General features: G+C 62.5%; 14 protein-coding genes. All 14 read right to left on the bottom strand.

Translation table 11 applies throughout. The features are described from left to right. Window positions 1-106: 106 nt before the first annotated feature. Window positions 107-571 (bottom strand): dUTP diphosphatase, encoded by a 465-nt coding sequence (gene dut, locus QAT43_RS10405; RefSeq protein WP_305043006.1) that lies wholly within the window; start codon window positions 569-571, stop codon window positions 107-109. A gap of 131 nt (window positions 572-702) precedes the next feature. Beyond that, entirely contained in the window at window positions 703-2,796 is a 2,094-nt protein-coding gene (gene pnp, locus QAT43_RS10400) for a polyribonucleotide nucleotidyltransferase (RefSeq protein ID WP_305043005.1), read from the bottom strand. Between the two features lie 200 nt (window positions 2,797-2,996). Next, window positions 2,997-3,263, bottom strand: coding sequence for a 30S ribosomal protein S15 (gene rpsO / locus QAT43_RS10395; protein ID WP_305043004.1), 267 nt, complete (start codon window positions 3,261-3,263; stop codon window positions 2,997-2,999). A 113-nt stretch (window positions 3,264-3,376) separates the two neighbouring features. After that, window positions 3,377-4,294 (bottom strand): tRNA pseudouridine(55) synthase TruB, encoded by a 918-nt coding sequence (truB, locus tag QAT43_RS10390; protein ID WP_305043003.1) that lies wholly within the window; start codon window positions 4,292-4,294, stop codon window positions 3,377-3,379. A 3-nt stretch (window positions 4,295-4,297) separates the two neighbouring features. Then, on the bottom strand, window positions 4,298-5,257 hold the full coding sequence (locus QAT43_RS10385) for a DHH family phosphoesterase (RefSeq protein ID WP_305043002.1): 960 nt from the start codon (window positions 5,255-5,257) through the stop codon (window positions 4,298-4,300). Next, complete coding sequence (locus tag QAT43_RS10380) at window positions 5,229-5,606, bottom strand: ribosome-binding factor A (protein WP_305043001.1); 378 nt, start codon at window positions 5,604-5,606, stop codon at window positions 5,229-5,231. The genes QAT43_RS10385 and QAT43_RS10380 overlap by 29 nt, the downstream gene beginning before the upstream one ends. A 12-nt stretch (window positions 5,607-5,618) precedes the next feature. After that, on the bottom strand, window positions 5,619-5,906 hold the full coding sequence (locus tag QAT43_RS10375) for a DUF503 domain-containing protein (protein WP_305043000.1): 288 nt from the start codon (window positions 5,904-5,906) through the stop codon (window positions 5,619-5,621). Window positions 5,907-5,917: 11 nt separating this feature from the next. After that, window positions 5,918-8,782: a translation initiation factor IF-2 gene (gene infB, locus QAT43_RS10370; protein ID WP_305042999.1), complete on the bottom strand. Its 2,865-nt coding sequence runs from the start codon at window positions 8,780-8,782 to the stop codon at window positions 5,918-5,920. Then, on the bottom strand, window positions 8,782-9,378 hold the full coding sequence (locus tag QAT43_RS10365) for a DUF448 domain-containing protein (protein ID WP_305042998.1): 597 nt from the start codon (window positions 9,376-9,378) through the stop codon (window positions 8,782-8,784). Before QAT43_RS10365 ends, infB begins: the two co-directional genes overlap by 1 nt. Further along, window positions 9,375-10,538, bottom strand: a complete 1,164-nt coding sequence (gene nusA, locus QAT43_RS10360; RefSeq protein WP_305042997.1) for a transcription termination factor NusA — start codon at window positions 10,536-10,538, stop codon at window positions 9,375-9,377. Before nusA ends, QAT43_RS10365 begins: the two co-directional genes overlap by 4 nt. A gap of 99 nt (window positions 10,539-10,637) precedes the next feature. Then, window positions 10,638-11,132 (bottom strand): ribosome maturation factor RimP, encoded by a 495-nt coding sequence (gene rimP, locus QAT43_RS10355; RefSeq protein WP_305042996.1) that lies wholly within the window; start codon window positions 11,130-11,132, stop codon window positions 10,638-10,640. A gap of 162 nt (window positions 11,133-11,294) precedes the next feature. Continuing rightward, window positions 11,295-12,584, bottom strand: a complete 1,290-nt coding sequence (locus tag QAT43_RS10350) for a class I SAM-dependent RNA methyltransferase (protein ID WP_305042995.1) — start codon at window positions 12,582-12,584, stop codon at window positions 11,295-11,297. After that, window positions 12,584-12,988 (bottom strand): hypothetical protein, encoded by a 405-nt coding sequence (locus tag QAT43_RS10345; protein ID WP_305042994.1) that lies wholly within the window; start codon window positions 12,986-12,988, stop codon window positions 12,584-12,586. Before QAT43_RS10345 ends, QAT43_RS10350 begins: the two co-directional genes overlap by 1 nt. Further along, window positions 12,985-13,589 (bottom strand): RNA methyltransferase (locus QAT43_RS10340; RefSeq protein WP_305042993.1); only part of this gene is annotated, 605 nt, incomplete at its 5' end. The genes QAT43_RS10345 and QAT43_RS10340, both read right to left, overlap by 4 nt.

Genomic DNA, 13,589 nt, shown 5'->3' with positions numbered 1-13,589 from the left:
TGGGGGTTAATCGCAAGAACCATGACAGGCACTCCAAGATAAAAGAAAGCCCAAGGATCAAAATTGCAATAGCTTACCACAGAGCGGAGACGGTCTGGAGCGTTTTTTACGAATGGTCGAGTTCCTCCCGAAACCCGGTGTGGCCGAACCCGCCGGAACCCCGCCTGGTCTCTTCCAGGGAATCGACCTGACGGAAGCGGGCCTGAAGCACGCGGCCGATCACCATCTGCGCGATGCGGTCGCCCGGCTTGATGGTGAAATCGTCCTGACCGTAATTGATGAGGATGATGCCGATTTCTCCGCGATAGTCGGCATCGATGGTGCCGGGCGCATTGACCAGGCTCACCCCATGTTTCAAGGCCAGGCCGGAACGCGGCCGCACCTGCCCTTCATAGCCGGGAGGAATGGCCATGGCCAAGCCCGTCGGTACCAGGGCGCGCTCACCGGGCTTTAAGGTCAGGGGCCATTTGAGCGCGGCATGCAGATCCATGCCGGCCGCCAGATCGGACATGTAACGCGGCATGACGGCCTCGGGGCGCAGCACTTGGACCGCGATACTGATGTGATCCATAAAATTTAGACCTTATAAAAAACGGGCCTTTGCCGGGACACATCCCGAGCAAAGGCCCGCGCGATTCATCAGGGACAAGCCGGTCGAGGGAAGCGAAAAGTCCCCTCCCCCCCGGCCATCGGCAAAAGGCCTTATTCCGGCAAGCTCTGGCCGAGGGCTTCCTTGCGCGAGAGCTTGATCTTGCCCGACTTGTCGATGCCGATGCACTTGACCAGCACCTGATCGCCTTCGTTGAGAACGTCGGTGACCTTCTGCACCCGCTCCTTGGCCAGTTCCGAGACATGCACCAGGCCGTCGGTGCCGGGGAAGATCTCGACAAAGGCGCCGAACTCCATGACCTTGCGCACGGTGCCCAGATAGAGCTTGCCGACTTCGGCCTCCTGGGTCAGGTCGCGAATCATCTTGATGGCCTGCTTGGCCGCCTCGCCGTCGGCGGAGGCAATATGGATGCGGCCGTCGTCCTGAATGTCGATGGCGCAACCCGTCGCCTCGATGATGGCGCGCACGTTCTTGCCGCCGGTACCGATGACGGTGCGCACCTGATCGGATTTGACCTGAATGGTGGTGATGCGCGGCGCGTAAGGCGAGAGATCGGCGCGCGGCTTGGCGAGTTCCTTGGCCATCTCGCCGAGGATGTGGATACGCCCGGCGCGCGCCTGCTCGAGGGCAACCTTCATGATCTCCTTGGTCACGCCGGTGATCTTGATGTCCATCTGCAGGGCCGTCACGCCATTGGCGGTGCCGGTCACCTTGAAGTCCATGTCGCCGAGGTGGTCCTCGTCACCGAGAATGTCGCTGAGGACCGCAACATCCTCGCCTTCCTTGATGAGGCCCATGGCGATGCCCGCCACCGGCTCCTTCACCGGAATGCCGGCATCCATCAGGGCCAGGGAGGAGCCGCACACCGAGGCCATGGAGGACGAACCATTGGATTCGAGGATGTCGGAGACGATGCGGATGGTGTAGGGGAAATCCTCATGCTTGGGCAGGATTTTCGCCACGGAGCGCTCGGCGAGGTAGCCATGGCCGATCTCGCGACGCCCGGGGAACAGACGCATGCTGGTCTCGCCGACGCAGAACGGCGGAAAGTTGTAATGCAGCAGGAACTTCTTGAATTCCATGCCCTGCACGTTGTCCATGCGCTGCTCGTCAACCGAGGTGCCGAGAGCCACGGCCACCAGGGCCTGGGTTTCGCCGCGGGTGAACAAGGCGCTGCCGTGGGCGCGGGGCAGCAGACCGGCTTCGCAGGCAATGGGGCGCACGGTGACCATGTCGCGGCCGTCGATGCGCACCTTGTCGTCGATGATCATGCGCCGCACCACGCGCTTTTCCACCTTGCCGAGCAGCGTGGCGATCTCATCCTCACGCTCGGGGAAGTCGGCGGCGAGGGCCTCCTTGACGGCGGTCTTGGCATCGGCCACGGCGGCGTAGCGCTCCTGCTTGGTGCGGATTTTCATGGCGGCGAGAATCTTGTCCGCCGCCAGCTCGTTGACGCGCGCCTCAAGCGCGGGATCAACGCTGGGCGAGACGAATTCGCGCTTGGCGATGCCGACCAGTTCGCGCAGTTGGATCTGCGCATCGATGAGGGGCTGGAGAGATTGATGGCCGAAGAAGATGGCTTCCAGCATCTCTTCCTCGGAGAGAAAATGGGCCTCGCCCTCGACCATGATGACCGCATCGCGGGAACCGGCCACGGTGATGTCGAGGTCACTCTCCGCCATCTGCTGCAGGGTCGGATTGGCCACCAGGCGACCCTCCACCCGACCGACGCGCACGCCGGCGATGGGACCGTTGAAGGGAATGTCGGAGACTTCGACGGCTGCCGACGCGGCAACGATGGCCAGGGTGTCGGGGTCGTTGATCAGGTCGGCGGAAATGACCGTCGGCATGATCTGGGTTTCGAACAGATAACCCTTGGGAAACAGCGGCCGCATGGGGCGGTCGATGAGACGGCAGATCAGGGTTTCGCGCTCGGAAGCGCCGCGCTCGCGGCGAAAGAAGGATCCGGGGATCTTGCCGGCCGCGTAGAATTTTTCCTGGTAATTGACGGTCAGGGGAAAGAAATCCTGCCCTTCGCGCATTTTCTTGGCCGAAACCACCGTGCACAACACCTTGGTTTCGCCGTAGGTCACGACCACGGCGCCATCGGCCTGACGCGCCATTTTGCCGGTTTCGATGGTCAGGGGCTGACCATTGAACTGAATTTCAACTTTGTGATAAGCCATTTATGTTCTCCTTGCATGGGTTGACTCCGGGTGGAGTCTGATTTTTCCGTAAACGCACGGAAATGACCAAAGGAGGATGGCCCGAGACAAAACCCGCCCTAGGCGGGTGCTCTCTCCGGTCAGCCTCCTCAGTCATGCCTTGTCACCGAAAAGCGAAGGCAGCACCCTTCCCGGCAAAGGGGAAGGCATGCTGCCCGCGATTAACGGCGGATACCGAGTTCCGAGATGATCTTGCGGTACCGCTCGACGTCCTTGCTTTTGAGATAGTCGAGCAGGCGCCGTCTCTGTCCGACAATTTTCAGCAGACCCCGACGGGAATGGTGATCCTTCTTGTGGGTCTTGAAATGTTCGGTCAGATAGGTAATGCGCTGCGAAAGCAGAGCGATCTGGACTTCGGGTGAGCCGGTGTCCTTCTCATGGGTTTTGAACTGTTGAATGATTTCCTGTTTGCGTTCCGTGGCCAGCACTGTGCCACCTCCTTTCAATGGTGCTTTACGTAATCATCCTGAGGGGATCAGGATCGTACAACCTGAGGGTGAGGGTTTTCTACCACAAGTTCCCCGGAACTGTAAAGCGCTAATCACGCCGCAGCGGCCTCGGGGAAAACTCTTAACAACTCAAAATCTCCACGTTTTTCCATCGCGCGGTGGGGAGCGTAACGGGCAACGGCCAAAAGCCGTCCCGCGCGCGCCAAGACCACCGCCTGGCCGGCCTCGGCGGAAAAACCATCAACCTGTTCTTCCAGAGGAGGTATGCCTTGCGCCAGGCGCGCGCAACCCGCATCACCAACCTCGATGCGCGCGAAATCGCGCAGGACGTCGACCATGGGCAGAAAACCGGGCGAATCGCCGGGCCGCGCAGTGTCTTGAAGGTTCTCAAGGGCGAGGCACTCATCCAGGCTGAAACTGCCCGAGCGGGTGCGACAAAGGGCGGTCAGATGGGCGCCGGGACCCAGGGTGGCGCCGAGATCCTGGGCCAGGCTGCGAATGTAGGTTCCCTTGGAACAGTCGACTTCCAGATCGATGAAAGGCAGGTTCAGGGCCCGCAGGGCAATGCGCTCGATACGCACGGTGCGCGCCGCCCGTTCCACCTCGACCCCTTGGCGAGCCAATCGGTAAAGAGGCACGCCACCTTTCTTGATCGCCGAGTACATGGGGGGGACTTGAGAAATCTCGCCGAGAAAAGACCGACAGGCGGCCTCGACCTGCCCTTCACTGAGAGGGGGAACGGGGCGACGTTCGATGATCTCGCCATCGGCATCGAGAGTATCGGTCAACTCGCCGAGCTTGAGGGTCGCGCGATAGGTCTTGTTGCCTTCCATGAGAAATTCGACCAACCGCGTGCCCTGCCCCACCGCCACGAGGAGCACACCGGTAGCCAGGGGATCGAGGGTGCCGGCGTGCCCCACCCTGCGCGTGCGCAAAATCCGCCGCACGCGCGCCACCACATCGTGGGAGGTCATCCCGCGCGGCTTGTCGATCAGCAGTAAACCATCCATGGACTACTGAACCGGGGCTCCGATATTGAGGCGGGAGAAGACCAGGGCGCGGACCTCGTCAAGGCTGCCCTGAACCTCGGCGCCGGCGGCATTATGATGCCCGCCCCCACCAAGTTGCCGGGCCAGCGCGCCCACATCGACGCGCCCCTTGGAGCGAAAACCGACTTTCCAGGAGGCGGCGCCGGTCTGCCGAAACAGAAGAGCGACTTCGACACCGCGAATGGAGCGGGGATAATTGACGAAACCATCGGTATGTTCGTGGCTTGCGCCGGTCTGGCGCATCATATCATCCGTCAGGGTCAGAGCGGCGAATGCGCCGCAGGAGGAAACCTGCAGAGTCGCCAGGGACAGAGCCAGCAAGCGCAGGCGCTTTTCATCCTGACTCTCGTAAAGGCCGCCGGCCACGTCCCAGGGATTGATGCTGCCCTGCTCCACCATTTCGGCGGCAATGCGAAAGGCTTCGGGATCGGCATTGGAATAGCGAAAGGAACCGGTATCGCTCAGGATGGCCGTGTAGACACAGAGCGCGACCGCGGGCGAAATGGGGTGATCGCCGGCCTTGAGCAGGCGATAAATCAGCGCGCCCGTGGCGCTGGCCTTCTCATCGACGTAATTGATTTCGCCGAAGGGTTCCGAATAGGGATGATGATCGATGTTGATCAGGCTTCGGCAAAGTTCACGCAACGGCGCCTCGGCGCGCCGTAGCTCGCCGGCGTCGAGCAAGAAGCCCAGATCGAAGGGCGCGACATCCCGCAGATCATGGACCATGGATTCGGCACCCGGCAGGAACCGCAGGTTCTGCGGCACGGGATCGGCATTGAAAGCCACCACCTCCTTGCCCATTTCCCGCAAGCCGTTGGCCAGTGCAAGGGTCGAGGCGATGGCGTCGCCGTCGGGACTGGAGTGGGAAGTGACGAGAATGCGCCGCGCCTGGTCAATCTTTGCCAGAATTGCCTGAATCATCAGCCTGTTCACCCTGGATTTCCTGAAGCAGATGGTCGATGCGACTGCCGTAATCAACCGAGGTATCGTATTCGAACAACAAATCCGGGGTGTAGCGCATGCGCAAGCGCTTGCCGAGTTCCCGGCGGATGAAGGGGATGGAACTTTTCAGCCCGGCTTCCGATTCGCGCCGCGCCTTGTCATCGCCCATCACGGTAAAGAAGACCCGCGCCAGATGCAGGTCGGGGGTCACTTCCACGGCGGTGATGGTGACAAAACCGATGCGCGGATCCTTCAATCCCTTGACCAGAAGGGTGGAAATTTCCTTCTGGATCTGATCGCCGACCCGATGTGAACGTTGAGAATCCAATACAAAGTACTCCTAGAAATGAACGATTTCGCTTTCCCGGTCGCAAACCTCGGCCAGGCCGATTCGCTCGATTTCCTCTTCCATGCGGCTCAATACCGACTCGACCATCTCGGCATCCTGGGCTACCAGGGCCACTCCGATCTGCGCGCGCTGCCAGAGATCCTGATGGCCGACCTCGGCCGCGGAAATGGGAAAACGCTCGCGGCAGCGCCCGAGAATCTTGCGCACGATGCCGCGCTTTTCCTTGAGATTCTGCGGCGCGTGCAGCACCAGGTCGAATCTTGCGATGCCGACAACCATGGAGCACCTGCCTAGAGCAGTGTCTTGATCGCTTCCACCTCGTAGGCTTCGATGATGTCGCCGACCTTGAGGTCGTTGAAGTTCTCGAGGCTGATGCCGCACTCATAGCCCGCGGCAACCTCGCGCACATCGTCCTTGAAGCGCCGCAGGGAGGACAGCTTGCCTTCCCACACCACCACGCTATCGCGCACCAGGCGCGCCTTGGCGTTGCGCACGATCTTGCCGTCGAGCACATAGCAGCCGGCGATGAGGCCGACCTTGGGCACGGAGAAGGTTTCCCGCACCTCGGCGCGCCCCAGGCCCTTTTCCTTCAGGGTCGGCGCGAGCAGACCCTCCATGGCGTTCTTGATATCGGCCACGGCGTCGTAAATGATGTTGTAGAGGCGAATGTCGACGCCTTCGTTCTCGGCGAGGGTTGCCGCCTTGGGCTCGGGACGGACGTTGAAGCCGAGGACCACGGCATCGGAGGCCGACGCCAGATTGATGTCGCTCTCGATGATCCCGCCGACGCCGGTGTGAATGACCACCAGGCGGCAGGCATCTGTGGAAAGCTTGACCAAGGCGTCCTTGACGGCTTCCACCGAACCCTGCACGTCGCCCTTGATAACCACCTTGAGTTCCTTGACATCGCCTTCCTGGATCTTGGCGAACAATTGCTCCAGGGAGATCTTGCTGGTCTTGGCCAGTTCCGTCTCCCGCACCTTCTGCTGCCGGTGCTGAGCGACGTCCTTGGCTTTTTTCTCGTCCTCGACGGCGTAGAGCAGGTCGCCGGCGTCGGGCACGCCGCTCAGACCGGTCACTTCCACCGGCATGGACGGTCCCGCTTCATCCACGCGGTTGCCGCGATCATCGACCATGCTGCGCACGCGGCCGAAATGAACACCGCTGACGATGGGATCGCCGATGCGCAGGGTACCGTCCTGAACCAGCACGGTGGCCACGGGACCGCGGCCCTTGTCGAGACGTGCCTCGACGATGATGCCGCGCCCGCGTTTCTGGGGACTGGCCTTGAGTTCGAGAACCTCGGCCTGCAGCAGCACCATTTCAAGGAGCGTATCGATGTTGAGCCGCTGCTTGGCCGATACCTCGGCGAAAATGGTTTCGCCCCCCCACTCCTCGGGCACCAGGGCAAACTCGGTCAGCTCCTGCTTGACCCGCTCGGGGTTGGCATCGGGCTTGTCGATCTTGTTGATCGCCACGACGATGGGTACGCCCGCCGCCTTGGCATGATTGATCGCTTCCTTGGTTTGGGGCATGACCCCGTCGTCGGCCGCCACCACCAGCACGACGATGTCGGTCGCCTTGGCACCGCGGGCGCGCATGGCGGTAAACGCTTCGTGACCCGGCGTATCGAGGAAGGTAATTTTGCGCCCATCCAACTCGACATAGTAGGCGCCGATGTGCTGGGTGATGCCGCCCGCTTCCCCGGCCGTCACGTTGGTGGTGCGGATGGCATCGAGCAGACTGGTCTTGCCGTGGTCGACGTGGCCCATGACCGTGACCACCGGCGGGCGACCCTCAAGTTCCTCGGGAACGGTCTCTTCACCCTCCTTGATCGGCGTCACGGCGTCGAGAATGGTCGCCTCGTCAAAGGCCACGTTCTCGATTTCGTAGCTGTACTCGGAGGCCAGCAAGGCCGCGGTCTCGAAATCGAGGGGATGATTGATGGTGACCATGCTGCCCTGGCGCATGAGCTCGCGAATAATTTCGTTGGCCTTGATGCCCATGCGCTTGGCCAGTTCGCCGACGGTGATGCTGTCACTGATGCGAATCACCCGTTTGATGGCCTTGGAAATGGTGATTTCGGTCTTCTTGACCTGCTTGGCGCCCTTCTTGGGCTTGCGCATCTTGCCGCTGCGCTCGGGCTCGAAGACCTCAAGATTGCGACCCTTGCGAGTGGCGCGATCACCGCCCTCCTCGGCAGCGGCCGGCTCGTAGCCGCGTCCCTTTTTATTTTTCTTGCCGCCGCGGACTTCCTTGGGCGTGAAGACCTCGTCGGGCGCGGGAGTAAACACCGGGCGACCCTTGCCGGCAGGGGCCGGACGGCCCGTGGGTGCCGGTCGGCCGGCGGGCGAAGGGCGGCCGGACGGAGCGGGACGACCTTCGCTGAAGGGTCTGCCTTCGCCGGACGGACGACCCTCACCGGCGGGACGGCCTTCGGAGGTCGGTCGCCCGCCCGTGGGCCGGCCCGGAGGGCCTTCCCGGCGAACCGGCGGACGCTCGCGGCGGGCCGGATCCTCGGAACGGGCGGCTTCGCCGCTGCGGCCGGGGGGGCCTGAGAGTTTGGACAGATCAACACGTCCCAAAACCTTGGCGCGGCCGGGAACAGGTTTTTCCTCGCGCCGCTCGGGGCGCGCAGCCGGCTTGGCGGCTTGGGCGGGCGCCACAGGAGCAACGGTTTCGGCGGCCGGAGCCGGGGGCACGACTTCCTTGGTTTCGACGACGCTTGCCGGCGGAGTCGCGGAGGCCTTCGGCGGTTCCTCGGCTTTCTCGATTCTGGCGGCGGGAGCTTCCTCTTGCGGCTCTCCAGCAACAACTGGCGCCTTGGGCGCGCTCTCGGCCGCGGGAGCAACCGCGGGCTTCTCCGCGGGAATCACAGGGGCTTCGCTGACCGGCTCCGCGACTTCGGCGGGAGCTTCCGGAGCTTCGACGGCAACCTCCCGACGTCGCCGGCGAATGATGCCGGGCTTGACGCGCTCCTCTTCGACCTGGGCGACAGCGGGAGCGTTGGCCGCTTCAAATTTTTTGAGATCATCCTCTTCCAGGACGCTCATGTGGTTGGCCGCCGAAATGCCGGCTGCTTCAAGCTTTTCAAGCAGCTCCTTGCTTTCCAGCCCCATCTGCTTGGCCAATTCGAAAACCCGTGTCTTTCCCATCAAATCTCCCCTACGAATTGCTTGTATCGCTCCAGCCCCCGCGAGAGGGCCTCTGCCAGTTTTCCCTGTTTCACCCCGATGACGCTGCGCTCGTCGCGCCCCATGAGCCGCCCGAGGGATGCCTTCTCGCCCCAGGTGTGCAGGGGCACGCCCGTGGCCTGACACTTGCGCCTGATCTTTTCCAGAATGCCCTCGGACATGTCGCCGGCGACAATCACCAGGCCGAGCTCTCCGGGTCGATCCATGGATGCGAGAGTCAGGTTGCTCCCGCCGACGGTCATGCCGGCCTTGCGCGCCATGCCGAGCAGGCCCTCGACGCGCTCGCCCAATTGACGATGGATCTGGGCGATTAGCGTGTCGCTTTCGGGGCGACGATTCTTGCCGCGATAGGCACGGCTGAACTGGTCGCGGCGCACGGCATCCGTCACGCAGGCGCGACAGACGCAGGTGTAAGCGCCACGACCGGGCAGTTTTTGCCGAAAGTCCACAACGACGTCGCCCGCGGCCGACAGGACATAGCGAACCAGGTCGTTTTTATCCAAGGCCTTACGGCAGCCCAGACAGGTGCGCTGAGGACCATCCTTTTCCGGCTTCACGCCTGGTCTTCATCCTCCGCCGCCGCTTCATCGGCATCTACCGGCGACAGGACAGTCTCTTCATCGACGGAGAAAGACTCATCGGCGCTCTCATCCTCTTCCGTCTCGGCGAATTCCTGAGCCTGGGCTTCGGCGGCACGGGATTCGCTCTTGATATCGATTTTCCAGCCGGTGAGACGAGCGGCCAAACGCACGTTCTGGCCTTTCTTGCCGATGGCGAGGGACAGCTGATCGTCCGGCACGATGATTTCCAGGGCCTTCTCATCGCTGTCCACGTAAACGCGCGACACTTCCGCCGGCGCGATGGCGGCGCAGGCAAAGCGGCCGATATCGGGAGTCCAGGGAATGATGTCGATTTTTTCGCCGCGCAACTCGGACACCACGTTCTGCACGCGGGAACCGCGCATGCCGACGCACGCGCCGACCGGATCGATGTCATGGTCATGGGAAACCACGGCGATCTTGGCGCGACTTCCGGGTTCGCGCGCGCAGGCCTTGATTTCCACCAGACCCTCGCTGATTTCGGGCACTTCGACGCGGAACAGCTCCATCACCAGGCCGGGATGGGTGCGCGAAAGAATGACCTGCGGCCCCTTGGGCGAGAGCTTGACGTCGGCGATGTAGGCGCGCACGCGGTCGCCCTGCCGGTAGCTTTCGCGGGGCACCTGCTCGCGATGGGGCAGAAGCGCCTCGGCGCGCCCCAGATCGACGATCAGATCGCCGCGCTCGTAGCGCCGCACGATGCCGTTGACCAGCTCACCCATGCGATCCTTGAACTCATTATAGACCCATTCGCGCGCGGCCACGCGCACCATCAGGAGGATCACCTGCGTAGCGGTCTGGGCGGCAATTCGGCTGAAGGTTCCCGAATCGAGCTTCATGCCGAGGGAGTCGCCGACTTCCACATCCGGATCGATTTCGCGTGCTTCCTCAAGGTCGATTTCCTTGTAGGAATCCTGCACTTCCTCCACCACGGTGACGAACTCGAACAGCTCGACCTCACCCTGCTCGGAGTTGTAGTGAGCTTCGAGATCGCGTGTGTTGCGATACTTTTTATTGGCGGCGGACAATACGGCCGATTCCAGAGCTTCCACGAGGATGGAACGCTCGATACCCTTGTCCTTAACGACCTGATCGATGATGTGGTTGAGATTGATCAACTCATCCCCCTGTCTTGCGTGCTGAAGAGCGCCTCGAAGGAGCGCTGTTTCGCGTTATGGTTTCTCAAAAAGCGTTGAAGCCGGGGCAATCGCCGCCGGCTAGAAATCGAATTCCGGATCCAGATGAGCCTTGGCGACGGCTTCCAGGGGAATGGCGACATCTCCCCCCTTCTTGTCGAACTGCCGCAGCACAACCCGGCCCTCTTCCAGGCCGAGGAGTTCACCGGTAAAGGTCTTGCGCAGGTGATTGCGACCGTCGGGATCCAACCTTTCAAAGGTCTTGACCTTGATCCGCTCGCCCTTGAAACGCTCGAAGTCGGCTGGTTCCTTGAGCGGACGATCCAGGCCCGGAGAGCTCACCTCAAGATGATAGGCCTGATGAATGAAATCTTCAACATCGAGCACCAGACTGACCTCGCGACTGAAGAGCGCGCAGTCATCCAGGGTCACACCGCCGGGCTTGTCGATGAAAAAGCGCAGGATCCAGCCCTGCCCTTCACGTTTATACTCAAGATCGACCAGTTCAAATCCCAGGTCGTTGATGATCGGCCGGGCCAGTTCCCTGACCCGATCGGCAACGGACACGTCGCTCACGAAAAATGACTCCGGACAAATAAAAAAAGTGAGCTAAAAGCCCACTTTGTAGTGAACGGTTAAATCTGAAGCTGTTTACTAACACGGCAATTCTGAAATTGCAAGGGAAAAATTAAGGGATTTGCCCACCCCGCGGGCCGCGAGGAGCGACGGCGGCGGGGCTCAGAATTGGGCTTCCAGACAGGTGAGGCTTTCCAGGTGAAAGGTCTGCGGAAAAAGATCGATCCCCCTGGCCCCGGTGACGCGATACCCCTTATGGATGAGCGGCTTCAAATCGCGCACCAGGGTGGCGGGATCGCAGGAAACATAAAGGATGCGCCGGGGCCGCTGGTGCAAGAGGGCGGTCATGGCATCCTTGGCGCCCTCGCGCGGCGGATCGAGAACCACCAGGTCGAAGTGCTCCCCGGCCAGCTCATTCGCCAGAGCCTGGGCGACGGGCCGGCACCAAAAAGCAGCCCCCAGGCCGTTGGCTTGGGCATTGCCCCGCGCCCGCTCGATGGCGGGAGGAAAATCCTCCACGCCGACCACCTGGGCGCCGCCCTGGGCCAGGGGCAGGGAAAAATTGCCCATGCCGCAATACAGGTCCAGAATGCGCAGACCATCCACGGGGCCGGCCGCGGACAGCACTTCGGCAACCAGGCGCCGGTTTTGCTCCAGATTGACCTGGGCAAAGCCGCCGACGGCATAGGCCAGGCGCAAGGAACGGTCGGCAAGGGGCTGGATGTGCAGATCACCGGGATCATGCACGGCGCGCAGGGTGCTTTTGCGTCCACTCTGCACATAGAGGGAGATTCCGGCTGCGGCGACCAGGGGCGCCAGATAGTCCGCCAGGGGCCGGATGTCCGGCGCCAGGCAATGAACGATCGCCGCCACCCGTCCCTCGTCATCCACCGCCAGATCGACCTGGGGAATCTCCCGCGGACCAGGCGCGGCGGGCAGCCAACGGCGGAACAGCGCCAGGGCCTGATTGATGACGGGCGCGGCGATGGGACATTGAGCGACGTCGATGACAAAGTGACTGCCGCCGCGATAAAAACCCATCACGAATCCATCCGCGGTTTGCCGGCATTTGAACTGCGCGCGACTGCGATAGCCCCACTCAGCGGGTGCGGGAAGCAGCGGCGCGAGGACATCCGGCGCCAGGCCGAGTTGGCGAGTGAAAAAATCGGCGAAAATGCGTTCCTTCCAGAAAACCTGCCGCGCGTAGGGCAACTGCTGCCACTGACAGCCACCGCATTGACCAAAAACCGGGCAGGGCGCTTCGCGCCGCTCGGCGGACGGCCGCAGCACCGCGAGGAGCTCCGCTTCAACGAAGTGCTTCTTGTCCCGCACCACGCGATACCTGACCTCGTCGCCGGGGACGGCGCCGGGGACGAAAACCACCTTCCCATCGACCCGCCCCAGGCCGCTGCCGCCAAAGGCCAGGGCCTCGATGCGCACCTGCCCTTCCATCAGGACAACACCCTGAGGTGCGGACGACTGGTCTTACGCTGGGCCAACAGGCGCCGCAGCAAACGGGCGGGATATTCGGGATGCTGGATATAGCCGAAACCATGGGCCACGAAGGACGTCCAGAGTTCGCCCCGCACTGAATCGACATCGGCACCGGCCACGCCCATGCGCTCAAGGCGCGTGTCATTGCGCGCCTCTTCTCCCCAGGCCGTTCGCGCCGCCGCCAGCAGCGTCTCGGCATCGGGCGCGGCGGCGAGCAGTTCCATCCGGAGCGGCAGACGGATCAGGACCTCCAGCACCACCCGGTGATAGTCGCCGAAATAGCGGCGGCTGAGGTCGCGCACCTCGACAATCAGGCCATTTTCCAATATCTCGTGAAAAAACAGCGGACGCTCTTCCATCATTCTCCCCCGCACCCGTCCTTTCCCCGCTCCAGAAAACGGCGGCGTTCCTCGATCCAGTCGATGCGATTCCACAGTCCGCGCAAAATGCGCACCTCGCGCTCGTTGAGTCCGGCACGGCCGAAGATGCGCCGAAATGTCCGCAGGATGTGGTCGGGGTTGTCCGGATTGAGAAATTCGATGTCGAGCAAGGTCTGGCGCATGTGTCCGAACATGTTCTCGAGCACCGCGCCGTCGGCCAGCCTGCGTCGCCCCGGCACCCGTCCGGCCGTGACATCGCGTCGGGCCGCGCGCGCCGTGTCGTAAAGACACAGGGCCACCGCCTGGGCAAGGTTCATGGACGGCAGTTCGTCACTTGTGGGAATGGTGATGAAGCGCTGGCAGAGATCGAGCTCGGCGGTGAGCAGGCCGCGATCCTCGCGCCCGAACACCAGGGCCACCCGTCCCGCGGCCGTCAACGGCAAAAAGAGTTCGGCAGCCTCATCGGGGTGCAGAAAATCCTCACGGTACTTGCCGAAGCGCCGCGTGGTGCCCAGCACCAGGGAGCAATCGGCGACGGCCGCCGCCAGACTCTCGTGAAGGCTCGCCCCTTCCAGCACCGCGC

Source organism: Geoalkalibacter sp. (assembly GCF_030604225.1).
GTDB lineage: Bacteria > Desulfobacterota > Desulfuromonadia > Desulfuromonadales > Geoalkalibacteraceae > Geoalkalibacter.
Note: the sequence above shows the minus strand (reverse complement) of the source record. Positions and strands in the feature narration are given on the sequence as shown.

Bases quoted from the DNA above. Each gene is read 5' to 3' on its own strand.
- dut (WP_305043006.1), bottom strand. From the start codon at position 571: ATGGATCACATCAGTATCGCGGTCCAAGTGCTGCGCCCCGAGGCCGTC.
- pnp (WP_305043005.1), bottom strand. From the start codon at position 2,796: ATGGCTTATCACAAAGTTGAAATTCAGTTCAATGGTCAGCCCCTGACC.
- truB (WP_305043003.1), bottom strand. From the start codon at position 4,294: ATGGATGGTTTACTGCTGATCGACAAGCCGCGCGGGATGACCTCCCAC.
- QAT43_RS10385 (WP_305043002.1), bottom strand. From the start codon at position 5,257: ATGATTCAGGCAATTCTGGCAAAGATTGACCAGGCGCGGCGCATTCTC.
- QAT43_RS10375 (WP_305043000.1), bottom strand. From the start codon at position 5,906: ATGGTTGTCGGCATCGCAAGATTCGACCTGGTGCTGCACGCGCCGCAG.
- infB (WP_305042999.1), bottom strand. From the start codon at position 8,782: ATGGGAAAGACACGGGTTTTCGAATTGGCCAAGCAGATGGGGCTGGAA.
- QAT43_RS10350 (WP_305042995.1), bottom strand. From the start codon at position 12,584: ATGGAAGGGCAGGTGCGCATCGAGGCCCTGGCCTTTGGCGGCAGCGGC.
- QAT43_RS10345 (WP_305042994.1), bottom strand. From the start codon at position 12,988: ATGATGGAAGAGCGTCCGCTGTTTTTTCACGAGATATTGGAAAATGGC.